Annotated in this window: 22 protein-coding genes; 9 read left to right on the top strand and 13 right to left on the bottom strand. The window is 53.1% G+C overall.

Annotation, left to right across the window (positions count from 1 at the left end; genetic code table 11):
• Nucleotides 1–8: 8 nt before the first annotated feature.
• The gene (locus KGP17_RS02125) at nucleotides 9–1,562 is read right to left on the bottom strand and encodes a methyl-accepting chemotaxis protein (RefSeq protein ID WP_059199539.1); all 1,554 of its coding nucleotides are present in this window, start codon (nucleotides 1,560–1,562) and stop codon (nucleotides 9–11) included.
• A 258-nt stretch (nucleotides 1,563–1,820) separates the two neighbouring features.
• Here KGP17_RS02125 and ppa point away from each other — a divergent pair, with 258 nt between their 5' ends.
• The gene (gene ppa, locus KGP17_RS02120; protein WP_021179028.1) at nucleotides 1,821–2,348 is read left to right on the top strand and encodes an inorganic diphosphatase; all 528 of its coding nucleotides are present in this window, start codon (nucleotides 1,821–1,823) and stop codon (nucleotides 2,346–2,348) included.
• Between the two features lie 50 nt (nucleotides 2,349–2,398).
• On the opposite strand, the gene KGP17_RS02115 is transcribed toward ppa, so the two are convergent.
• The 3 genes from KGP17_RS02115 to KGP17_RS02105 are packed head-to-tail and all read right to left on the bottom strand — an operon-like array spanning nucleotide 2,399 to nucleotide 8,309.
• On the bottom strand, nucleotides 2,399–2,749 hold the full coding sequence (locus KGP17_RS02115) for a gamma-glutamylcyclotransferase (RefSeq protein ID WP_024483355.1): 351 nt from the start codon (nucleotides 2,747–2,749) through the stop codon (nucleotides 2,399–2,401).
• Nucleotides 2,750–2,751: 2 nt separating this feature from the next.
• Nucleotides 2,752–6,576, bottom strand: coding sequence for a translocation/assembly module TamB domain-containing protein (locus KGP17_RS02110; protein ID WP_223498762.1), 3,825 nt, complete (start codon nucleotides 6,574–6,576; stop codon nucleotides 2,752–2,754).
• Entirely contained in the window at nucleotides 6,573–8,309 is a 1,737-nt protein-coding gene (locus KGP17_RS02105; RefSeq protein ID WP_071682908.1) for an autotransporter assembly complex family protein, read from the bottom strand. The genes KGP17_RS02110 and KGP17_RS02105 overlap by 4 nt, the downstream gene beginning before the upstream one ends.
• A 284-nt stretch (nucleotides 8,310–8,593) precedes the next feature.
• Between KGP17_RS02105 and msrA the strand changes: the two genes are divergently transcribed.
• The gene (gene msrA, locus KGP17_RS02100) at nucleotides 8,594–9,232 is read left to right on the top strand and encodes a peptide-methionine (S)-S-oxide reductase MsrA (RefSeq protein ID WP_094981894.1); all 639 of its coding nucleotides are present in this window, start codon (nucleotides 8,594–8,596) and stop codon (nucleotides 9,230–9,232) included.
• 175 nt (nucleotides 9,233–9,407) lie between these two features.
• A complete protein-coding gene (locus tag KGP17_RS02095) occupies nucleotides 9,408–10,739 on the top strand; it encodes a hemolysin family protein (RefSeq protein ID WP_021179023.1) in 1,332 nt (443 codons plus the stop codon).
• 65 nt (nucleotides 10,740–10,804) lie between these two features.
• Here the strand turns inward: KGP17_RS02095 and KGP17_RS02090 are convergent, their stop codons facing one another.
• On the bottom strand, nucleotides 10,805–11,011 hold the full coding sequence (locus tag KGP17_RS02090) for a DUF1107 domain-containing protein (protein ID WP_021179022.1): 207 nt from the start codon (nucleotides 11,009–11,011) through the stop codon (nucleotides 10,805–10,807).
• Nucleotides 11,012–11,341: 330 nt separating this feature from the next.
• On the opposite strand from KGP17_RS02090, the gene KGP17_RS02085 reads away from it, so the two are divergent.
• On the top strand, nucleotides 11,342–11,893 hold the full coding sequence (locus KGP17_RS02085) for a YtfJ family protein (RefSeq protein ID WP_059199535.1): 552 nt from the start codon (nucleotides 11,342–11,344) through the stop codon (nucleotides 11,891–11,893).
• A 41-nt stretch (nucleotides 11,894–11,934) separates the two neighbouring features.
• Here KGP17_RS02085 and cysQ read toward each other — a convergent pair whose 3' ends face one another.
• Nucleotides 11,935–12,675: a 3'(2'),5'-bisphosphate nucleotidase CysQ gene (gene cysQ / locus KGP17_RS02080; protein WP_021807539.1), complete on the bottom strand. Its 741-nt coding sequence runs from the start codon at nucleotides 12,673–12,675 to the stop codon at nucleotides 11,935–11,937.
• 254 nt (nucleotides 12,676–12,929) lie between these two features.
• On the opposite strand from cysQ, the gene KGP17_RS02075 reads away from it, so the two are divergent.
• The 3 genes from KGP17_RS02075 to KGP17_RS02065 all read left to right on the top strand — a co-directional run bounded on the left by KGP17_RS02075 (nucleotide 12,930) and on the right by KGP17_RS02065 (nucleotide 15,847).
• Entirely contained in the window at nucleotides 12,930–14,882 is a 1,953-nt protein-coding gene (locus tag KGP17_RS02075; RefSeq protein ID WP_209523765.1) for a bifunctional 2',3'-cyclic-nucleotide 2'-phosphodiesterase/3'-nucleotidase, read from the top strand.
• Between the two features lie 134 nt (nucleotides 14,883–15,016).
• On the top strand, nucleotides 15,017–15,445 hold the full coding sequence (locus tag KGP17_RS02070; RefSeq protein ID WP_209523783.1) for a hypothetical protein: 429 nt from the start codon (nucleotides 15,017–15,019) through the stop codon (nucleotides 15,443–15,445).
• A 75-nt stretch (nucleotides 15,446–15,520) separates the two neighbouring features.
• Complete coding sequence (locus tag KGP17_RS02065) at nucleotides 15,521–15,847, top strand: hypothetical protein (RefSeq protein ID WP_209523764.1); 327 nt, start codon at nucleotides 15,521–15,523, stop codon at nucleotides 15,845–15,847.
• A gap of 261 nt (nucleotides 15,848–16,108) precedes the next feature.
• On the opposite strand, the gene KGP17_RS02060 is transcribed toward KGP17_RS02065, so the two are convergent.
• Nucleotides 16,109–16,588 (bottom strand): Hcp family type VI secretion system effector, encoded by a 480-nt coding sequence (locus tag KGP17_RS02060; RefSeq protein ID WP_071784892.1) that lies wholly within the window; start codon nucleotides 16,586–16,588, stop codon nucleotides 16,109–16,111.
• Nucleotides 16,589–16,916: 328 nt separating this feature from the next.
• Here KGP17_RS02060 and ytfE point away from each other — a divergent pair, with 328 nt between their 5' ends.
• The gene (gene ytfE / locus KGP17_RS02055) at nucleotides 16,917–17,582 is read left to right on the top strand and encodes an iron-sulfur cluster repair protein YtfE (protein ID WP_223498761.1); all 666 of its coding nucleotides are present in this window, start codon (nucleotides 16,917–16,919) and stop codon (nucleotides 17,580–17,582) included.
• A gap of 48 nt (nucleotides 17,583–17,630) precedes the next feature.
• Here the strand turns inward: ytfE and KGP17_RS02050 are convergent, their stop codons facing one another.
• Nucleotides 17,631–18,251, bottom strand: a complete 621-nt coding sequence (locus KGP17_RS02050; RefSeq protein WP_021179017.1) for a peptidylprolyl isomerase — start codon at nucleotides 18,249–18,251, stop codon at nucleotides 17,631–17,633.
• Between the two features lie 341 nt (nucleotides 18,252–18,592).
• On the opposite strand from KGP17_RS02050, the gene KGP17_RS02045 reads away from it, so the two are divergent.
• On the top strand, nucleotides 18,593–19,261 hold the full coding sequence (locus KGP17_RS02045; RefSeq protein WP_037376533.1) for an OapA family protein: 669 nt from the start codon (nucleotides 18,593–18,595) through the stop codon (nucleotides 19,259–19,261).
• Here KGP17_RS02045 and KGP17_RS02040 read toward each other — a convergent pair.
• The 5 genes from KGP17_RS02040 to rpsF form a co-directional block, all read right to left on the bottom strand.
• Entirely contained in the window at nucleotides 19,258–19,617 is a 360-nt protein-coding gene (locus KGP17_RS02040) for a DUF488 domain-containing protein (protein WP_021807544.1), read from the bottom strand. The two genes, KGP17_RS02045 and KGP17_RS02040, sit on opposite strands and share 4 nt — an antisense overlap.
• Before the next feature lie 110 nt (nucleotides 19,618–19,727).
• The gene (gene rplI / locus KGP17_RS02035) at nucleotides 19,728–20,180 is read right to left on the bottom strand and encodes a 50S ribosomal protein L9 (protein ID WP_004933629.1); all 453 of its coding nucleotides are present in this window, start codon (nucleotides 20,178–20,180) and stop codon (nucleotides 19,728–19,730) included.
• Nucleotides 20,181–20,219: 39 nt separating this feature from the next.
• The gene (gene rpsR, locus KGP17_RS02030) at nucleotides 20,220–20,447 is read right to left on the bottom strand and encodes a 30S ribosomal protein S18 (RefSeq protein WP_000135199.1); all 228 of its coding nucleotides are present in this window, start codon (nucleotides 20,445–20,447) and stop codon (nucleotides 20,220–20,222) included.
• Between the two features lie 4 nt (nucleotides 20,448–20,451).
• Nucleotides 20,452–20,769 (bottom strand): primosomal replication protein N, encoded by a 318-nt coding sequence (gene priB, locus KGP17_RS02025; RefSeq protein WP_065684090.1) that lies wholly within the window; start codon nucleotides 20,767–20,769, stop codon nucleotides 20,452–20,454.
• 8 nt (nucleotides 20,770–20,777) lie between these two features.
• Complete coding sequence (gene rpsF / locus KGP17_RS02020; RefSeq protein ID WP_004933634.1) at nucleotides 20,778–21,176, bottom strand: 30S ribosomal protein S6; 399 nt, start codon at nucleotides 21,174–21,176, stop codon at nucleotides 20,778–20,780.
• Between the last annotated feature and the right edge of the window lie 133 nt (nucleotides 21,177–21,309).

The following is a 21,309-nucleotide window of genomic DNA, read 5'->3' as shown; positions in this document are numbered from 1 at the left end:
CCTTCATATCATAGTTTGAACACAGCCATACTCTGTGCCAATAGCTGCGCCTGCTCTTCCAAAGAGCGCGTTGCCGCCGCAGACTCTTCCACCAGCGCCGCATTCTGCTGTGCCACCTGATCCATTTGCACTACCGCTAGGTTGACCTGCTCGATACCACTGCTTTGTTCGCGAGTGGCCGCCGAGATTTCACGCATCAGCGCCGTGACGCGCCCCACTTCCCCGGTTATTCCGTTCATGGTCTTCGCCGCCGTAGCCGCCATCTGTTCACCTTCCCGCACGCGGTGTTGTGAAACCTCGATCAGCCCTTTGATCTCTTTGGCCGATTGCGCACTGCGTTGGGCCAGGCTGCGTACCTCACCGGCCACCACGGCAAAACCACGGCCTTGCTCACCGGCGCGTGCTGCCTCTACCGCCGCGTTGAGCGCCAGGATATTGGTCTGGAAGGAGATACCATCCATCACGCTGATGATGTCGGCGATGCGTCGTGAGCTGTCGGTAATGGCCTGCATCTTGCTCATCACCTGGCTGACCACGTCACTGCCCTGTTCGGCAATATCGGAGACGCTCAGTGCCAACTGGTTGGCCTGTTCGCAGTTTTCAGCATTCATTTTCACCGTAGAGGTCAACTGCTCCATACTGGCGGCGGTTTGCTCCAGCGAAGCGGCCGATTCCTCCGTACGCTGCGCCAGATGAACGTTACCCGCAGCCAACTCGCGGGAGCCGGTATCGATCTGGCTGCTGGCATCGCGGACTTTACTGACCGACATCACCAGCGATTGCTGCATACGCTGCATGGCGTGCACCAAGCGCCCCATTTCGGTATCACCTTCACCGCTAATTTCGTGGGTCAGATCCCCTGCGGCGATATGTTCCAATTGGACGATCGACTCATCTAACGGGCGCAGCAAGATCACACGCATAGCAAACCAGGCCAGCACCGCCAGTAACACGCTGAGCAGCCCAGCCGCAACGATCAGGATAATCTTGGTGCTGGCATTTCTTTCTGCCTCATGCGCATGCTGCTGGCCAATCTCCATGGCAAACGCGCGGAACTCACTGAGGTCGGCTTCAAAAGCAATGCTCAGCTTAGAGATATGATTTTCTTGAATGGCGTAATAGTCATCCAACTTCCCCGCCTTTATCGCCGCCGCCATGGGCGCAATGCCTTGTTCCAGATAGGCGCGATAGCTCGCCTGCATGCGCATTGAGAATTGACGACCCCGTTCGGTCACCGTGCCTACGTCGACAAAGCGCGCCATTTCCTTTTTCGACTGTTCCAGATAGCCATAAATGCGCCCCACAGAGGCGTCAGCAACCTCAATCTGACCAATCTCGCGCTGGCGTACTGCAAGCGAGGCAGCCGTTCTGGCCCGTAGCGCCAGGTTGGAGCTGTTGGCCAACGAACCCAGCTCTTCCCCCAGGATCTGGTTCAGAGTCTGTAGCGAACGTGTTCCGTCGTTAATGGCTTTAACCCCGATGATGCTGACAACAATCAACAGCAACGTCATCAGGCTCAACAGGGCAATCAGCCCGGCCTTAACGGTGATCTTTTTTAACATGAGTGTTTCCCGGCTTTAGAAAAAAGTAGCTTCAGATGTAGAGGAGGCAAGAAGGCAGGGCCAGCTAGCGGCTGGACCGTTATTATTTGAGGAAGTTATCGGCAGCCGGGGAGTAAACTTCAATCAATAGAGGATTAATCTGGAAAAGTTGCTGTTACAGACCAGTCAGCATCTCAATGATGAAAAGGGCGGGAAATCACAAAAGACTCCGCTATAATAGCCGCCACTCCATTTCTGGTTTGATTAAAGGAAACCGACATGAGCTTGAACCTGGTCCCTGCTGGCAAAGACCTGCCAGAAGACATCTACGTAGTTATCGAAATCCCGGCTAACGCCGATCCAATCAAATACGAAATCGACAAGGAAACCGGCTCGCTGTTCGTTGACCGTTTCATGTCCACAGCGATGTTCTACCCGTGCAACTACGGTTACATCAACCACACTCTGTCACTGGACGGTGACCCGGTAGACGTGTTGGTGCCAACCCCATACCCACTGCAACCAGGCTCAGTGATCCGCTGCCGCCCAGTTGGCGTGCTGAAAATGACCGACGAAGCCGGTGAAGACGCAAAACTGATTGCCGTACCGCACAGCAAACTGACCAAAGAGTACGATCACATCAAAGATGTGAACGACCTGCCAGAACTGCTGAAAGCGCAGATCAGCCACTTCTTTGAACACTACAAAGATCTGGAAAAAGGCAAATGGGTGAAAGTGGAAGGTTGGGCAGACGCTGCCGCAGCCAAAGCTGAGATCGTTGCCTCTTTCGAGCGCGCCAAGAAGTAATTCTCGCCCGAACTGATAAAAAAACACCGCCCAGATGAGCGGTGTTTTTTTTACTGCTTTTCGTCAAGACGCTTCAGCCAGTCACCGCTTTCAATCCGCGGGAAACCGTCCACACTGTGTCTATACAGGTAGATCCACGCACTGCCATAAGGCGTGCGGATCAGCTCGCGCTTGTAGTCTTTGGTATTGCTTTTCAACTCGTCCAGCTCGGCCAGAATCGATGAGTTAATACGATACACTTCGCAGTGTACCGTGCCCTCTCCAGGGATCGCCGCCGGGTAGTGCCCCAGATTATAAAGCTGGTAGCCTTCTAACTCATGTTCACCCAACCATTGGGCGTTGGTCATCCAATGGCTGTTTCCCTGTTTGCGTCGTAAACTGCCGTAGACAATTATTCGCATAGCTAAAACTCAAACTGATAGAGCACATCCAGTGCCTGGTCGAGACCAGACACCGCTTCCAGATACAACCTAGGCATCAGGCGGTATCGCAACGTCAGCGTGGCCAATGAGTCGAAGATCCCCACCCCATATTTTACTTGTAAGCCAGGGAGGACATAGCCGCTCACCACTACCTGAGAGCTGTCGCCAACTCCCTCGGTATCAAGGGCCAGATTACTTACGCCAAACGCCTCGCCGATTTTACCCACAAGTTGACCACTTTGTGCAACCCCCATACCAATTAACATTGAGGTCATGGCGTTGCCATCGGCACCGCCAGCCCCTAATCCCTGGCCGCGCAGCAGGTAAGACAGCGCTTCTTGCTGAGACTTGGCCGGATCGGAGAACACTTCCAGCCTTGGTGCATCGGCCATGCCGGTCACGCGAACACCTGCGACCACGTCATCTTCCGTCGCATCCGGATTACGGATCGCTTCGATATTCAGCAACGGTTGATCCGGTGGCCCAGAGAAGATCAGTTGGCCTTTGCGCACGAGCAGATCCTGGCCATAGGCATGGAAACGCCCCGATGGAATATTAATCTGGCCATGCACCCCCAGACCATTTCGGTCCTGTGCCACACGCAGATCGCCACGCAGTCTGGCTTTCAGGCCGAACGCATCCAGGCGCACGTCGTTACCCACGCGGATCGTCAGATTGCTGTTGATTGGGATCCCTGCCGTCGCCGGTTGGATCGGCTTGAGCTGGTTATTCAACATCACTTCATCAGGAGAAACACCGACAGCGCTTTCCGGTAGCTCTTGCACCGTGATACGAGCCCAAGGGATATCTACGCTACCGTTGAGTGAGAACAGCTGCGGCGTGGCTTCAAACACCACATCCGGTGAAACATCAATACGGACCATTGGCGGCAGGGTCACCCGCAACCGATCGCCCTTGGCTGCAATACGTGCACGCCAGGCATTGATATCCCGCCAGTCGGCATCCCCAGACAGATTGAGCTGCCCATGCGTAGTCGCCAGCAATCCTTCCAGGGTCGAAGTCATCCCGTTGAAGTTCAGCGCCAGGCGGCCTTCGGTCATATCGAACGGCATCCAGTGGCCAACGATCGCCACCTTATCCAGCGCCAGACGGCCAAACACCAGTGGGTTCTGCGCATTGCCGCCTAATTGCAGGTTGGCATTCAGCATCCCCGCGGCTTTCTCGCCCTGCGTCAGTATCGGATTAAGCAGCGCCAGCGACACATTGGTGATATTGACGTTGCCGCTGATGGTACGGCGTACCTGCGGATCGGCGATCTGAACGTTACCGTTAAACTGGCCGTTATTGGTCAGCTTGATCAGCCAGTCTGCCTGTGCCCGTCCATTGTTCAAGCCCGCATTGAGGTTTAGCGTGTCAAAGGCGATCGGCAATGCGGCACCCTGCACCTGCTGCACCACTTTCACCCCCTTGCCCACCAGGGAAACCTTCGCCTGTGGCAATGCGCCACCCGGTTGCCAACTCACGTCAGCTCGGCCAGTAAAGACCCCGTTCATGGCGGTATCCGGCCCCAGGAACGGTTTGATCATTGCCAGGTCAAAGCGGTTGAGTACTACGCTAGCCTGGCCGCTGGCCCCTGCCTCGATGGTTCTAGGTACGCACAGCTCGGCATTCGGGTTCACCCAGCAATGCGGTCCTACGCTGATCTTCTGTTGCGTATTCAGGTAATCCAACGCGATGGCACGGCTAAGACGCCATTCACCCACCGGTGTATCAAAACGAGTATTGTTCAGGTTGCCTCGCCAGCGCTGTTGCTGACGATAAAAGCTGCCCTCCAGGGCCAATTGTCCGGAAACCGGCTTACCGTCGATATTCACTTGCAGCCGATGTTGGCGCTCGCTGCCTCTGGCATCCAACGTCAACAGATTGACCTGCAGCGCATCCTGTTTGAGCTGTTCAACCCGTACCGCCAGTTGCCCCTGGATCTGATCGCTGGAACGGACATCGCCGTTGACCTTCACCCGATTGATGTGCAGCGCCTGCCATTGCAAGCCCGTCGCGGTCAGATCTGCCAACAGCTGCGGTGCCTGCAAATTCCCACGCAGCTTCAACTGCCCGCGGACATTGCCTGCAAGCCCCGGTAAAGCACCGTCGAGATGCGCTGCATCAACATTGGCATCCAGCACCCAGCTTTTCTCATCCAACTGGCCTTTAACGTTGAGCGTATTGCGCCCTAACGCCAGATCGATACCCGGGATCGTCCACTGCCCGGCCGCATTGCCACGCAAAGAGCCCCGCGCTGATACCTTGTTTTGTTTCACATTGCCGTCGAGCTGCAACACCGGCACCTGTAATTGCCAACTGCCGCCGTGCAGGCTGCCACGGGTGGTGATTTTCCCTTCCAAGCGCGCTGGCCATTCCGGCCATTGCTTGGCGGTATTAATGCCCGACAGCGTCAGCTGTGACGTCCAGCTGATCGCTTTGCTCCAGTCCACCAGCGCCGTCAGATCGGTATTCCCCTCCAGCGCAACCAACCGCAGGCGCTCGAGTCTGAACTGTTCAAGATTACCTTTACCATCCAGCTGTAGCACTGCCGGTGGCAGATCCTGGCCTTTGAAATTAGCGCGGGTAGAAAGCGCATAATCAGCGGCCTCGCCGTTAAAGCGCAGGCGGAAATCATTAACCTGATACTGTGCCTCGCCGGTCAGCGGCCATTTCAGCTGTTTGCTTTGCAGCGTCAGCGCCAAGGGTAAACCCGCCTCTACCAACTGGGTTTGCACATCCAGTTGCGCACCAACGGGGCCCGACAGGTTAAGCGCGACTTTCAGCTCTTCACGCAGCCCACCAGACACATTCAGCTTCACCTTCTCGCCTTTCAGCGGATCGATATTCAGCGTGCTGTTGGCCACCATTTCCACCGGCCAATTGCCGGTCAGCGTTGCCTGCCCTTTGGCGAAAAGCATGCCCTGCGGCGATCTCACGTCAAAGCGATCCAGCTGAATATGCTGATCTTTGGTGCTGGCCTGCAGCTGCAAGCGGGTGATCGACACCTCAGTGTCCCCGGTCAGATGTAGCTGCTCACCGTTGATTTCCTCAACGGTAATATCCAACGGCAGGCGAATTTCTGGCAGGTCCGGCAGCAGCGGTTTGGCAAACAGCGCTTTCAGGGTTTCGCCCAACGGTTTCTCTTCCGCTGGCGGTGGCACCAATGCTGGCGCAACCGTCGTTTTCTCTGCAACCTTGTCCGCCACTTTCTCTGCTGCGGGCTGCAGCGCTTCCGGTAAAGGATTCACCGGCGTTTTTGGCAGCGCGATCAGCAAAGCGCGCACCGTAGTTGGCATCAACGTCAATGCACGTTCCTGCCACTGTGCGCCAGTGCTGAATTCCCCCAGCGAGATCGCCGTATCGTCCACGGTAACCTTGACGTTATTCAACGCCAGCTTACGCAGGGTAATAGGATAAGGTGTGCTGAGATCGCCGATCGGCTCGTTGCTTTCCTCAACCGGCGCAGAAGGTGTCATTTCGGCGGTTTTCACCACCACATCAACATCCTGAGCGGTCAGCGCATTGACGCACAATGAACTGCGTTTCAAACAGGAGAGATCGAGCGAGAGATGGAACTGCCCGGCGTTAACGGCCACACCCGGCATCTGATACTTCACGCCTTTCAGGGTCAGATCGCGCCAGCCACCGCTGACCGCCGCAATTTCCAACCCGGGTACCCAGCGGGCGGCCCCGTTGATCACCATATGCAAGCCGGTCGTGGTGCCAAGCAGAAACGCCAACGTGCCGATCAGCAGTAACAGCAGGATCAAAAATCCCAGACAAATCTTTTTTATCAGGCTCATAGTTCAGGCCCCAAACCGATATAAAACTGTAGGCCGTGGGTTTCTTGATCCCCAACCGGCGCGGCGATATCCAGTTTCACCGGCCCTACCGGCGATTGCCAGCGCACGCCAACGCCCGCACCGGTCTTGAAATTGCTGTCTGAGAATTTATTGACCGCCTGCCCGGAATCCACAAACATCGCCCCCCACCAGCGGCCAGTGACGTTATATTGGTACTCCAGCGACCCCGTCACCATTTTAGAGGCACCGGTCAGCTTGCCATCATCGCCACGCGGGGAAATTCCCTGGAATTTATAACCACGGATACTGCGATCGCCACCGGCGAAGAAGCGCAAATCCGGCGGCACCTTGTCAAAATCGTTGGTTTCGATCCAGCCAACCTGACCACGGATCACAAAGCGGTTTTTCTCCCCCAAGCTACGGATCCAGACGTTTTGTGCCTGCAATAGCGCAAAGTCCACCCCGGAGCCCCAGGTAGTATCCGACACGTCGATGGAATAGCGCTGGCTGTCGCCCCACACGGGCATCAGGCCTCCCCGTGAACGAGTTCGATTCACGGTCACCCCAGGATAAAGCAGCATGGTGGTATTGGTGACGGAACCCTGGGTAAAGTGGTCCAGACGCCAACTGAGGTTCACCGCATGCTGCCAGCCGCTGGAGAGATCCCAGTTACGCGAAGCCACGACCTTGGTACTGTCAGATTGAGTGTCGTTCAGATCGGTACGTTTGAAACCGCCCTGTAACAGGTAATACTGTTCTAGTGGGTTGCGTAGCAATGGGATTCTATAGGTCAGATCCAGCTGCTGCTGCGGCTGAGAGATACTAGCGGCGGTTACCAGGCTGTGGCCGCGATCGTTCAGCCAGGGTTTTCTCCAGGTTCCTAGCACACGTGGACCAATGTCGGTAGAAAAACCACCGCCTAGCTCCACGATATTGCTGCTACGCGGCGTCAACACCGCATCTAGCGGCAGGATCTTGCTCTCTTTGGAGTCGGTAAAGTCTGGGGACACCACCACAGAGTTGAACCAGTTGGTGGCGGATAAACGGCGGTTCAGCTCGGCAAGATCGTTCGAACTGTAATAATCACCCTGATGGAAGGGAAGCAGATTTTGCAAATAGTCCTCGCGGATTTGCGAGCCCTTGAAAATCACTTTGCCGAAGTGATAACGCTCACCACTGTCGAAATCAATGTCCCAAAACGCCTTATGCAACTCTTCCGCCACGCCAAGCTGGCTCTTGAGCATTTGAGCGTCAAAATAGCCTTTACGCAGCGCAAGGTTGGTCAGCGAACTTTTAAAACTGTCGAACTGCCCATGATTGAGGATCTCACCTATCGTTGGCCGATCGGTTCGGACCAGATTCAGGTAATCTTCGTCGGTTCTGGCCCCGCCTTGCAGCTGGATATCCACACCTGCAATACGCACCGGTTCACCCGGATCGACCTTGGCGGTCAATACCGGCCGCGAAAGCTTCGGGTTATCATCAAAGGTGAATTCAATCGTAGGCTGATAATAGCCCAACGGCCGCAGCCCCAGGCGGATGGCAGCGTCCACCCGAGCGCGAAAACGCCCCTCGGCATTGACCTCTTCCGGCGTGATCGCTGAAAGGCGCACACGAACGTTGCGCTCCAAATCCCCACTCAGGCCGTCAACCTGCAGCCGCACATTCGCCGCTAACACCGACGGCATAACGAATAGCGCACATAACACGCAAAGGACACGATATCGTGGCACTGGTGCTCCTTAATTGATTTTTCTGTCCTGTCAGTACCTTTGCTCTGGTGCTGGGGCAGCGCTATCAGACTGCCCCCCTTACCTTTAGATCCCGGACGTTGCCCATACGGCATCAACCGTTACCGAAAACAAGACGCATTCTTAGCTTTTGGCGCTCAAAATACTGCGTTAAGCTGATACATAAACCTTAGATAGGGCTTATTGTGGGCAAAGAAGCGGCCAGTTACAACTGACACGCGTTCCTATTAGGCTAATTCTTATTATGGCAACAGGAGTCAAACGTGGTGCAATCTTTTGATAAGTCTCAAAACATCGATAAGGCGAGTGCGCTTCCTGGCCGTACTACGCCGATGCCCGTCGCTACGCTTAACGAGGTGACCGGCCATTCCATGACCTTCGTGCCCGAGGGGATGGCAACGGCCATCTTTGGCATGGGCTGTTTTTGGGGCGTTGAACGCCTGTTTTGGCAGCAGCCGGGGATTTATAGCACTGCCGCAGGCTATAGCGGTGGCTATACGCCAAATCCAACCTATCGCGAGGTATGCAGCGGCCAGACTGGTCATGCCGAAGTGGTACGCGTAGTGTTTGACCCGCAGGTCATCAGCTACCGCAAGCTGTTACAGGTATTCTGGGAAAACCACGATCCTGCACAGGGCATGCGTCAGGGCGGAGATATCGGCACCCAATACCGCTCTGCTATTTACTATCTGGATGCAGAGCAACAGGCCGAAGCGGAGCAAAGCCTGCAAGCTTTCCAGCAGGCAATGGATAAAGCGGGCGATCAGCGCACCATCACCACTGAAATCGCACCGGCACTGCCTTTCTACTATGCAGAAGATGATCACCAGCAATACCTGCATAAGAATCCGGGCGGCTATTGTGGCCTGGGCGGCATTGGGGTGTGTCTGCCTCCACAGGGTTAAGCTGTTAATTTTTAACCACTGGCGGCCCTCACGGGGCAACTGCTATACTGTGTTGGGCCGCGTTTGCGGCCCGCTTTTGTGGGCACGTGATATAACGGCCCTTGGATCCACCTTTTTTTACGGTATTACCCCTCCGAAAGATCGCCGACATCCCGTCGGTACGAATGGATAGACTATGTTAAACAGTATTTTACTGATTCTTTTTCTGATCGCAGTGAGTGCGTTTTTCTCGCTTTCAGAAATCTCTCTGGCCGCGTCACGCAAGATCAAACTCAAACTGATGGCTGACGAAGGCAACATCAATGCCGCCAGAGTCCTTAAGCTGCAGGAAACCCCGGGTATTTTCTTTACCGTGGTGCAAATCGGCCTCAACGCCGTGGCCATCCTCGGCGGTATCGTCGGCGATGCAGCCTTCTCCCCCAGTTTCAAATTGATTTTCGACCGTTTCCTGTCACCCGAAATTTCCGAGCAGGTAAGCTTTATGTGCTCGTTCGTGATGGTGACCAGCATGTTCATCCTGTTCGCGGATTTAACCCCGAAGCGCATCGGTATGATTGCACCAGAGACGGTTGCCGTCCGGATCATCAACCCGATGCGTTTCTCGATCATGCTGTTCCGCCCGCTGGTCTGGTTCTTCAACGGCATGGCCAACCTGATTTTCCGCATGTTCAAGCTGCCGATGATGCGTAAAGACGACATCACCTCCGAAGATATTTACGCGGTGGTGGAAGCTGGCGCGCTAGCCGGGGTACTGCGCAAACAGGAACATGAGCTGATTGAAAACGTTTTCGAGTTGGAATCGCGCACCGTGCCCTCGTCGATGACGTCCCGCGAAAGCGTGATTTACTTCGACCTGCGGGAAAGTGAAGACAGTATTAAAGAAAAGATCTCCACTCATCCGCATTCCAAGTTCCTGGTGTGCGACGGTCATATCGATCAGGTCGTTGGCTATGTTGACTCCAAAGACCTGCTGAACCGCGTTTTGGGCAACCAGAGCCTGGTACTGAGCAGCGGCGTGCAGATCCGCTCGGCGCTGATCGTGCCAGATACCTTGACCCTGTCAGAAGCGCTGGAAAGCTTTAAAACCGCCGGTGAAGACTTTGCGGTGATCCTCAATGAATATGCTTTGGTGGTCGGGATTATTACACTGAACGATGTCATGACCACCCTGATGGGTGACCTGGTAGGCCAAGGTCAGGAAGAGCAGATCGTGACGCGTGATGAGAACTCGTGGCTGATTGAAGGCGGGACGCCAATCGAAGACGTGATGCGTGTACTGCATATCGATGAGTTCCCACAGGCTGGCAACTATGAAACCATCGGCGGTTTCATGATGTACATGCTGCGCAAAATCCCGAAACGTACCGACTTTGTGAAATATGCCGGCTACAAGTTTGAAGTGGTCGATATCGACAGCTACAAAATTGATCAGCTATTGGTAACAAGGCTGGTCGACAAACCGATCACGGTGCTACCAAAAGCCCCGGACGAAACACCTCAGGCATAAACATTAGCGGCCCCTTCGGGGGCCGCAATTATTTTTACTTTGCAGGGTACTCCATAAATCGCGCTTTATCCCATCTCTGCCTGTAGTAACAACACCTGCCGGTTGACCTCTGACATCACGTTGAAGTGGCGCTTGTCACGAACCTTCGGCAACAGGATTTTCCCCTTGTCGAATTCGAACGCCCCCACATCCTTGATGTACAGCCGCCCCCGGAACAGGGTTTTTACATACGTAGCCACTTTCAGTGGGTTATAACGCTGGAAGATTCTCATAGTTGTTACTCTCCTCCCGTTGGATCCATGCGCTCAGCGAGCGGCCAAAGTGGCCACCTCGACATTCGGAGCGCAACTTGATTGCTTTCTAGTAGACTGAGTAAAGACCATTTTGTTCAACTCCGCCTGGATTTCTATCCTGGATTTACACTTACTGACAGAATTGTGTATACCTATTTATAACCTTTGCAGTATATCCATTCAAAAACCGCGTGATTGCCCCCAGAAGGAAAAACTGCGATCCGGTTAACAGGACAGACCTCGGATGAGCACCTATGCTTTAATCACCTTGAGTCATATTGAGACTTATTTCCCTCTGCAGGAGAACGCATGAAAAATTGCATGCTGATAATATCGCTGCTGTTGGCCCCGATGTTGGCCTCTGCTCACAACCTTCAACTCCACCAACGCGTGGCACCGATCGGCGTCAGCGATAAAGGCGAGTTGGACTATGTTGATAATAAGTTTAGCTACAAAGGTTGGAATAGCGCGCAGCTCGGTGGAAAAGTGCGAGTGGTGCAGCATATTGCTGGCCGCACTTCGGCCAAAGAACTCAACGATCCGCTGATTGAAGCCATCAAGACCGCCAAGCTACCGCACGATCGTTACCAAACGACGACCATCGTCAATACCGACGATGCCATCATCGGTACCGCCGTCTTTGTGCGTAACAGCATTGAAGACAGCAAGAAAGAGTTCCCTTGGTCGCAGTTTATTGTCGACAGTAATGGCAACGTCAAAAAAGCTTGGGACCTGCAACCAAAAGGCTCGGCAATTGTGGTGCTCGATAAAGAAGGCAACATCCAGTTTGCCAAAGATGGCGCACTGACGCCGCAAGAGGTGCAGCAGGTGATGGAGATGCTGCACCAGTTGCTGAAATAGCGCTTAAACGGCGTCCCGCACGGCAATGAGCGGGGCGCGGCCTAAAACAGAGAAACCCTAAAGCCAGGGTTCAGGAAAGACTCACGCGGGGTATATAACAGCGGCTTGCCCTGCCAATCGTGGATCTGAGCCCCGGCCGCTACCGCTACCGCGTGCCCTGCCGCCGTATCCCAGATATTGGTTGGCCCAAACCGTGGGTAAAGCTGCGCCCGCCCTTCCGCCACCAGGCAAAACTTCAGTGATGAGCCTACCGAGATGGTTTGGTGTTCGCCCAACTGTTGCAGGTAATCCTGTAACTCCTCATCGCTATGAGAGCGGCTGACCACCACCAACGGTAGCTCGGCATTACTCACGCTAATCTCACGACGCCGGCCCCCTTCTTCCTTCCAGGCCTTGCCGCGTTCGGCCAGATACAGCACGTCCATCGCCGGGGCATAGACCACGCCCATTACCGCCTCACCCTCTTCGATCAACGCGATATTGACCGTGAACTCACCGTTACGGTTTAAAAACTCTTTGGTACCGTCCAGCGGGTCGACCAGCCAGTAACGCGTCCAGTTGCGGCGGATTTCCCAGGCGGGAGGGTCTTCCTCTGACAGCAGTGGGATCTCCGGCGTCAGTGCCGCCAGACCCCGTTTGATGATATGGTGTGCGGCCAAATCGGCAGCGGTCACCGGTGAATCATCTTTTTTCTGTGCCACATCAAGCGGTTGTTCACCATGATATACCGCCATGATCGCCGTACCCGCCTCGCGGGACAGCTGGCAAATCTGCTCCAACATAGTGCACCTCAGACATTCAGTTGCGTGGGACATTTCCCCTTTCTATAGCTTGCAGCCTAGTTTTTTTTGGGCGGAATATCCATCTCAACTCGCTAAGCTGCGGTATTTATTCAAGTCTTCTCCGTCACAACTTTGCATATCTGTCCGTTACATTCGGCCAATTTATGCCAGACTTCACAGTTTGCTGAGAGAGGTAGTGGTAATTACATACCCCCTTGAGATGCCCCTCGAAGAATAATCCAATGGAGATAACCATGATCAAGCGCCCTTTGGGACTATCTGCCCTGGCCCTGCTGGTCTGCGCCTCAACGCAGGCAGCCACGGTTGACCTGCGCGTGCTGGAAACCAGCGACCTGCACGGCAATATGATGGACTTCGACTATTACAAGGATAAGCCCACCGATAAATTCGGCCTGGTGCGTACCGCCAGCCTGATCCAACACGCTCGCCAGCAGGTGACCAACAGCGTACTGGTCGATAACGGTGACATCATCCAGGGCAGCCCAATGGCTGACTATATGGCTGCCAAGGGCTTGAAACCCGGCGACATGCACCCGGTCTACAAGGCGATGAATACCCTGGATTATGTGGTGGGCAATATCGGTAATCACGAGTTCAACTACGGGCTCGACTATCTGAAGAATGCCCTGGCGGGGGCCAAATTCCCCTACGTCAACGCCAACGTTATTGATGCCACCACGCAAAAACCGTTGTTCACTCCCTACATTATTGTCGATACCCCGGTAAAAGACCGTGATGGTAAAGCTCATACTTTACGTATCGGCTATATCGGCTTTGTGCCGCCGCAGATCCTGGTGTGGGACAAAGCCAATCTGCAGGGGAAAGTAACCGTAAACGACATCACCGAAACCGCCAAACGCTACGTACCGGAAATGCGCAAACAAGGGGCCGACCTGGTCGTCGCGATCCCCCACTCTGGCCTTTCCAGCGACCCCTATAAGGCCATGGCGGAAAACTCGGTGTACTATCTCAGCCAGGTTCCAGGCATCGACGCCATCATGTTCGGCCATGCGCACGCGGTGTTCCCCAGCAAGGACTTCGCCAATATCAAAGGCGCGGATATCGATAAAGGCCTGCTGAACGGGGTGCCTGCGGTGATGCCCGGCCAATGGGGAGATCATCTCGGCATTGTGGATCTGCAGTTGAATAACGATGGTGGAAATTGGAAGGTTACCGCAGCGAAGGCGCAGGCCAGACCGGTTTATGACAAAGAGAACAAGCGTTCGTTGGCAGTGGAAGATCCCGCGCTGGTCAAGGTGTTAGAGGAAGATCATAACGGAACGCGTGAGTTCGTCAGCAAGCCTATCGGCAAGTCCGACGGCAATATGTACAGCTATCTGGCCCTGATCCAGGACGATCCTACCGTGCAGATCGTCAACAATGCGCAAAGAGCCTACGTTGAGCGCTATATTCAAGGCGATCCGGATCTGGCCGATCTGCCGGTATTGGCCGCTGCTGCACCGTTCAAAGTGGGTGGCCGCAAGAACGATCCCGCCAGCTTTGTCGAGGTGGAAAAAGGCCAGCTCACCTTCCGCAATGCCGCCGATCTCTATCTCTATCCCAATACTTTGGTGGTGGTCAAAGCCAGCGGTAAGGAAGTAAAAGAGTGGCTGGAATGCTCCGCCGGGCAGTTCAACCAAATTGACGTTAACAGCAGCAAACCGCAGGGGCTGATCAATTGGGACGGTTTCCGCACCTATAATTTCGACGTGATCGACGGCGTCAATTATCAGATCGACGTCAGCCAACCGGCACGTTACGACGGGGAGTGTACGCTGATCAATGACCAGGCGGAGCGTATCAAGCAGCTGACCTTCAAGGGCAAGCCGATCGATCCTGACGCCCAGTTCCTGGTGGCGACCAACAACTACCGCGCCTACGGCGGCAAGTTTGCCGGAACGGGCGATAAGCATATTGCCTTTGCTTCACCGGATGAGAACCGCGCGGTATTGGCGGCCTACATCAGCGAAGAAACCCAGAAGCACGGCGCGGTGCATCCACAGGCGGACAATAACTGGCGTTTGGCCAGCTTCCACAGCGCGCAGCCGCTGGATATCCGCTTTGAGACCTCCCCTAGCGAGAAGGCTGCCGCATTTATTAAAGATAACGCCCAGTATCCTATGAAATCGGCAGGTAACGACAGCATCGGCTTTGAGCTGTATAAGATCGACCTACAAGCCAAATAATTGAGCGTTAGGCGCGTTACGGCGCGCCGTTACCATTTTATGCCTCAATACAGGGCTGACGAGTAGAAAATTTAACAACAATCTGGCTACATGGGATTTTGCTTGATAGTATGCCTATAGCCGGAAACATAGGAATGAGCTTTTGGCAGGACGATGAGGATTACCCAATGGTTAACCTGCTTGGTAACTATATAGGGATTAAAAAGGAATTTATTGACATGATTTATAGCAAACAATCCGCAGATGCCGTATTAGAAAGATATTTTGATGCGTTTGTCAAAAAGTCATCGACCGTGATTATTGATACAGTTGAAACTATGGGGTTAGGTGCTGAGAGAACGTTTATGACCGTTGCACCTGAGCTTGTGCCTGAACTAACAATGTTTCCCCAGTATAACCGGGTCATTAAAAGTCATTTATCAGCCAACCGAGAACTCATTCTTGTAGAAAATAAAAGAATGGTTATGGCAATAATGATGCTGTCAAGGGATCCACTCACGATCCCAGAGATGATAAAAGTAACCATACATACGATTTTCATATCAATGCCAGCGGAATTATAAGATAGAGTTATTGAAAAACTACCTAGCTTAATTGCTCCGAAAGGATCTTCGCTTGTCGCTAACACAGCAACAAAAATGGCAACAAAAATAGCGCTAACAGAAGCGATAATACGTATCGTCTCATATACGATATCCTCAGACCCTGATGTGTTAAAACAAGCCGGAAGAATAACCACTATCACCCTCACTGCCTTTCAAATCTATGCCATCGTAGAAAAGGCATCAAGGTCTGCACGAAAATTGAGACGTGAGAACACTGCTATTTACAATCAATTATACCAGATGAAAATAGAGATGCTTTATTTCTTAATCGAGAAAAAAGTGGATACACTCATCAATGCCGTCAAGGAGAAGTCAGCCGATGATGTAATCCAAGCGTTGAGTGAAATTTTACAACAATGAGGACTCTATGAAGCTCTTAATTAGTATACTGGCAGGGTGGTCATTTATTGCCTTAGCTCTCTTGTTTTTCGCATTCTTCATATTCCTATCTTGGCAAGTACCTGAGTCCTTTATGATGTACATTGTGTATGGTGGCTTCTTTTTATCATTTTACTTATCCTATCTTTTGCAGGACTATTTGAAGAAAAAATTTAAACGCTAATTCCCATTATATCGCCTGTTCATTGCATCTTGAATGCACGGGCGATATAATGGACCACATCAATAAACTCTATCGTCCCATATACTATAACCCGAGGTTCCAGCTATTTTATGTTGACATGAGATTGATTCATATCTAAGTGATATTTTCTCAAATGGCATTGCACCCTGATTATTAACAACATGTGGAAAGCTAGGGCTAATATCTATTATTGTGGCTTTGCTTAGCTTCATTTCATAAAACACTTCCAATGCACCAGATTGATTCAGTCGGTATATTGAAAAAACAGGAGTCAATATTTCATTATTTGATACAGCCATAAGCAACAATGGCGATGATTTATCAATAGGCTTGATAAATTCTATAGGGTGATGAGTACAGTGTTGCTCTCTTGTAATGGCACCGTTTAATGATAACACTTGGATTTCGTCTTCATGACCACTCTGATGGCGATTCCCAATTGAATCAAAAGAACTACACCCGGCAGAAATCAAGCCTTGTGTGCTTCCTGCTAAACTTAAATAAGTATTAAAGCTCATAAAAATATCCTTATCGTCTTAGTGGCATAGCTACAGGTTTTCATGGTATATCTATTTTCACCGGAGGAAAAGTAAAATACCTTCTCAAAGTTAGAGGTAATTATATCGACTCATTCGCGAGCTCACTCTTAAATCTCTGCGCTTCTTCTGACGATTCGAATGCCACAATCACGATTTTATCCTCATCGAGCCTTATGCTTACCATACTCATTCATGGTTGTCAGTTCGCCCATCACAACACTGTTCTACCCCTTTTTAACCATGGCGCGCCCTTTAAATTGCATTTAAAATGCATGTTATAGTTTTCTTCCTTTAAAGGGGCATCATCATGGATTACCGTAACCAATCCCTAGGCGCACTCGCCATTGCAATCCCACGTGCCAGCAAGCTGTTCCGCGACTACGATCTGGACTTCTGCTGCGGGGGTAAACAAACCCTGGAGCGCGCTGCCAGCCGCAAAGAACTGGATCTGGATAAGTTGGAAAGTGAGCTGGTCGCGCTGGCGGCAGACCCCGTGGATACCCGCGATTGGCGTCTGGCTCCGCTGGCTGAGATCATCGATTACATCCTGCCGCGCTTCCACCAGCGCCATCGTGAACAGCTGTCAGAACTGGTATTGATGGCGGAAAAGGTTGAACGCGTCCACGGCGACAAGCCCACCTGCCCACGTGGGCTGGCCAAGCAGCTAAACCTGATCCGGCTCGATCTGGAAAATCACATGATGAAGGAGGAACAGATCCTGTTTCCGCTGATTAAACAGGGCATGGGGCAACAGGCGGCAGGGCCGATTTCGGTGATGGAGCATGAACATGATGAGGCTGGCGAACAGTTTGAAGTGGTGAAATTCCTCACCAACAACGTCACGCCACCGGAAGGGGCCTGCAATACCTGGCAGGCGCTGTATAACGGTATCAATACGTTTATCAGCGATCTGATGGAGCATATCCATCTGGAGAACAACCTGCTGTTCCCACGCGCACTGAGCGGCAAATAGCCCCCTCACCCGAACCCTCTCCCAAAGGGAGAGGGTTCATAACGCGGATTACAGAATTTCGAGCAACTCAACGTCAAACACCAGCGCGCTGAATGGCGGGATGGATGCGCCTGCACCACGCTCGCCATAGGCCAGGTTGTGAGGGATATACAGCTGCCACTTGGAGCCAACCGGCATCAGCGTCAGGGCTTCGATCCAGCCAGGGATCACACCGCTGACCGGGAACTCGGCAGGTTGACCACGTTCAACGGAGCTATCGAACACATCACCGTTGATCAGGCGGCCGGTGTAATGCACGCGCACGCGATCCTGACGAGATGGGATTGGGCCATTGCCCTGCTCCAACACGGAGAACTGCAGGCCAGACTCGGTCAGCGTCACTTCATCACGCTTGGCGTTATCTTCCAGGAACTTCTGGCCTTCAACGGCCATCGCCTGCTGGCGCTCAAGGCGTACAGCATCCGCACGTTCGTGGATTTCGCGCAGCGCACGATGAACCACATCTACCGGAACCGCCGGGGCATTCCCTTCCAGCGCGTCACGCAGGCCAGCCAGCAGAGCTTCTGGTTGTAAACCTTGCAGGCCGGACTCTTGCAGTTGCTGACCGACCTGTAAACCAATCCCGTAACTTGCTTGCGCTTCAACGCTATCAAAAGAAGGGGTTGTCATGGGGTTTTCCTTTAGTCTGTAAAAAGTCGAAAGCGCAGCATAACAGCGCGGCAAAGCCGGGTAAAATCTTGTGTGGAGAATGATGACTTTTGTCGTAGAAAAAGAAACAATAACCTGCTGTTAACGTTTGGTGTCATTATTCTCTCGGCTACCAATCGTTTCAAACAGTTAGCGATATAGACCCGGTATGGCTCAAGGCCGGCACCGAAGTGGCGCAGTACAGAGACTATTCGGCCCTCAAGGTGCACAAGTGCACTGTGGTTTGAAACCATAGGGTATACTGGGGTCAGCGATACACTTTTTGTAAAGTGACAAATTTACGCAGTTGAAGAGAGGTCACCATGGGCAGAATCGCGCCCAGGAGAAGGAAAACCACCCGTGTCTACCAGCCATTGCTGCGCACCTGGCTGAACCTGAGCCAACGCCTGAAGCCTGGCCCGGCACCGGAAACGCCAGCAACCACCGATGAGCCGGACTCACCACCGCCGCAACAGAGCGGTAAGGGGCAAAGGCTGAAAGCATTGCTGCTGAAAGTATGGCACCTGCCGGACAGCCTCCACTGGATGGAACCGCTGCCCTATTTTCACCGCCGTTGGGTGATTATTTTTGGTGCTATCCTGCTGCTGTCGCTGCTTTGGCCGTATTCCGACGATAACGCGCGCCCGTTCCCGGTCACCAGCCAGGAAAACCAGATCCCTTTGCAGGCTCAATTGCAAAACGATAGTCAGCAAACGGCAGGCGAAAGTGATAACTGGCAGCGTTATCAGATCCAGGCTGGCCAAACTCTGGCGCAGCTGTTCCGTGACAACAACCTGCCGGTGAACGAGGTGTTTGCTATGGCGCGGGTTGAGGGGAACGATAAGCCGCTCAGCAATCTGAAGGCCGGGCAAGAAGTGCGTATTGAACGTAATGCTAACGGCGTGATCACCGCGCTCTCCGTCACCACCGTGGATAACAGTGAAGCCCTGTTCCGTCGCCAGAGCGATGGCAGCTACCTGCGTGTTCGCTAATCTTTAAGCTGATCCAGCAGAAAATCACGCAGTACAACCCCCTGGTTGTGCTGTGTGTCCTTACTGCCATACAGCAGGGTCAACGGCTCACCTTGCTTTAACAACGCCACCAGCGGCTGCCAGGCCTCATTGGCGACCAGTTGTTGGCGATAAAGCGCAACAAACTCATCCCACTGGTCGGTATGCTGATGAAACCACTGGCGTAACGCCGTATCCGGTGCCACCTGCTTAAGCCAGATGACGCCCTGCAATCTCTCCTTACTCACACCGCGCGGCCATAGCCGGTCGGTCAGATAGCAGTGCTCCGGTGCCGGGCCGCTGAAATCGTAGACTCGCTGTAAGATAATTTCTGCCATTTTCGCCTCTCCTTGCCAACAGATGGCCTCAGAGTAGCGCGTTTTACCCGGCGCTGAAAAGCAAAACGCCAGCACTAGGCTGGCGTTTTAACTTGGTGTACTAAAGCCGATTAAGCTTCAGCAACCACAACTACATTCAGCTGTGCGAACACGTCGCTGTGTACCTGGAAGTGCACTTCGTGCTCACCAGTGGTACGCAGAACGCCGTTCGGCAGACGAACTTCGCTCTTGGCAACTTCAACGCCTGCCGCAGTGACTGCGTCAGCGATGTCGCGGGTGCCGATAGAGCCGAACAGTTTACCTTCGTCGCCTGATTTAGACGCGATGGTGACTGAACCCAGTTCGTTGATCTTGGTTGCGCGAGCTTCAGCAGCAGCCAGAACGTCAGCCAGTTTGGCTTCCAGTTCAGCACGGCGTGCTTCGAAGAACTCTACGTTTTTCTTGGTAGCAGGAACAGCTTTGCCCTGTGGTACCAGGAAGTTACGGGCATAACCCGCTTTAACGTTAACCTGATCACCCAGGCTGCCCAGGTTTGCTACTTTATCAAGCAGAATAACTTGCATTACCTTATCCTCTCAAAGTCGTTAATGGACAGTGGCCGATTACTGATGACGATCAGTGTACGGCAACAAAGACAGGTAGCGCGCGCGCTTGATAGCACGGGCCAGCTGGCGCTGATATTTTGCACGAGTACCGGTGATACGGCTCGGGACAATTTTACCACTTTCAGTGATGTAGTTTTTCAGCGTAGCGATGTCTTTATAGTCAATCTCTTGAACGCCTTCCGCGGTGAAACGGCAGAACTTGCGACGACGGAAATAACGTGCCATTTGGCTAGTCTCCAGAATCTATCAATTCAATCTGCTCGGCATGCAGGACCAATTTGTTCAGCCCGTTGCGCCCTTGATGGCAGCTAACGAAGCCTTGAACGGTAACCTGACTGCCGACCGTTAATCTTTGAGTTAAAGCTTGTGACTGTTGTCCGCTGACAACCACGGGCATTCGGCACCATGCTTGCCTGCTGAATCCGGCTTCCATCTGCGACGATCGGTGCTCAAGCACAAACTGGCAGTGGGGTATCCCGGAAGGACTCACTTTTCGCACCGGCGTCTTGCACACTGTGCCAGACAACACCAGACGATTAGCCGTCACGACAGCAATTACTCTTCAGAATCCCCAGCATCTGCATCATCTGCGGTTTCGTTAGCGAAGTCTTCGCGGCGATCGCCACGACGTTCGTCTTTCGCTTTAACCATCGGAGATGCTTCAGTTACCGCGTGCTTAACGCGCATAACCATGCTACGGATAACGGCGTCGTTGAAGCGGAAGTTAGTTTCCAGCTCATCGATCGCTTCCTGCGGAGCTTCAACGTTCAGCAGAACGTAGTGGGCTTTGTGCAGTTTATTGATCGGGTAAGCCAGTTGACGGCGGCCCCAGTCTTCCAGACGGTGAATCTGACCTTGCGCGTTAGTGATGGTAGCACTGTAACGCTCGATCATGCCCGGAACCTGTTCGCTTTGGTCAGGATGGACCATAAAAACGATTTCGTAATGACGCATCGAATTGCTCCTTACGGATTATTCAGCCTCCTGTCAGGGTCAACCGCGGCCCATGGAAGCAAGGAACGTGTGTATGTGTGCGGCTGAAAAATGACGCGTAATCATACCGGCGCAAGGGGGGGAACTCAAGGAC

The sequence above is a fragment of the Serratia sp. JSRIV001 genome (assembly GCF_019968745.1).
In the GTDB taxonomy this organism is placed as follows: Bacteria; Pseudomonadota; Gammaproteobacteria; order Enterobacterales; family Enterobacteriaceae; genus Chania; species Chania fonticola_B.
The sequence above is the reverse complement of the archived record's forward strand: the minus strand, read 5'-3'. Positions and strand labels throughout refer to the sequence as shown.

Excerpts from the sequence above, each read along its gene's own strand:
- KGP17_RS02075 (WP_209523765.1), top strand. The coding sequence starts at position 12,930 with ATGATCAAGCGCCCTTTGGGACTATCTGCCCTGGCCCTGCTGGTCTGC.
- rpsF (WP_004933634.1), bottom strand. The coding sequence starts at position 21,176 with ATGCGTCATTACGAAATCGTTTTTATGGTCCATCCTGACCAAAGCGAA.
- KGP17_RS02065 (WP_209523764.1), top strand. The coding sequence starts at position 15,521 with ATGGCAACAAAAATAGCGCTAACAGAAGCGATAATACGTATCGTCTCA.
- KGP17_RS02095 (WP_021179023.1), top strand. The coding sequence starts at position 9,408 with ATGTTAAACAGTATTTTACTGATTCTTTTTCTGATCGCAGTGAGTGCG.
- KGP17_RS02085 (WP_059199535.1), top strand. The coding sequence starts at position 11,342 with ATGAAAAATTGCATGCTGATAATATCGCTGCTGTTGGCCCCGATGTTG.
- KGP17_RS02115 (WP_024483355.1), bottom strand. The coding sequence starts at position 2,749 with ATGCGAATAATTGTCTACGGCAGTTTACGACGCAAACAGGGAAACAGC.
- ytfE (WP_223498761.1), top strand. The coding sequence starts at position 16,917 with ATGGATTACCGTAACCAATCCCTAGGCGCACTCGCCATTGCAATCCCA.
- KGP17_RS02040 (WP_021807544.1), bottom strand. The coding sequence starts at position 19,617 with ATGGCAGAAATTATCTTACAGCGAGTCTACGATTTCAGCGGCCCGGCA.
- cysQ (WP_021807539.1), bottom strand. The coding sequence starts at position 12,675 with ATGTTGGAGCAGATTTGCCAGCTGTCCCGCGAGGCGGGTACGGCGATC.
- KGP17_RS02050 (WP_021179017.1), bottom strand. The coding sequence starts at position 18,251 with ATGACAACCCCTTCTTTTGATAGCGTTGAAGCGCAAGCAAGTTACGGG.
- KGP17_RS02110 (WP_223498762.1), bottom strand. The coding sequence starts at position 6,576 with ATGAGCCTGATAAAAAAGATTTGTCTGGGATTTTTGATCCTGCTGTTA.
- KGP17_RS02090 (WP_021179022.1), bottom strand. The coding sequence starts at position 11,011 with ATGAGAATCTTCCAGCGTTATAACCCACTGAAAGTGGCTACGTATGTA.
- KGP17_RS02070 (WP_209523783.1), top strand. The coding sequence starts at position 15,017 with ATGAGCTTTTGGCAGGACGATGAGGATTACCCAATGGTTAACCTGCTT.
- rpsR (WP_000135199.1), bottom strand. The coding sequence starts at position 20,447 with ATGGCACGTTATTTCCGTCGTCGCAAGTTCTGCCGTTTCACCGCGGAA.
- ppa (WP_021179028.1), top strand. The coding sequence starts at position 1,821 with ATGAGCTTGAACCTGGTCCCTGCTGGCAAAGACCTGCCAGAAGACATC.
- KGP17_RS02060 (WP_071784892.1), bottom strand. The coding sequence starts at position 16,588 with ATGAGCTTTAATACTTATTTAAGTTTAGCAGGAAGCACACAAGGCTTG.
- KGP17_RS02045 (WP_037376533.1), top strand. The coding sequence starts at position 18,593 with ATGGGCAGAATCGCGCCCAGGAGAAGGAAAACCACCCGTGTCTACCAG.
- rplI (WP_004933629.1), bottom strand. The coding sequence starts at position 20,180 with ATGCAAGTTATTCTGCTTGATAAAGTAGCAAACCTGGGCAGCCTGGGT.
- KGP17_RS02125 (WP_059199539.1), bottom strand. The coding sequence starts at position 1,562 with ATGTTAAAAAAGATCACCGTTAAGGCCGGGCTGATTGCCCTGTTGAGC.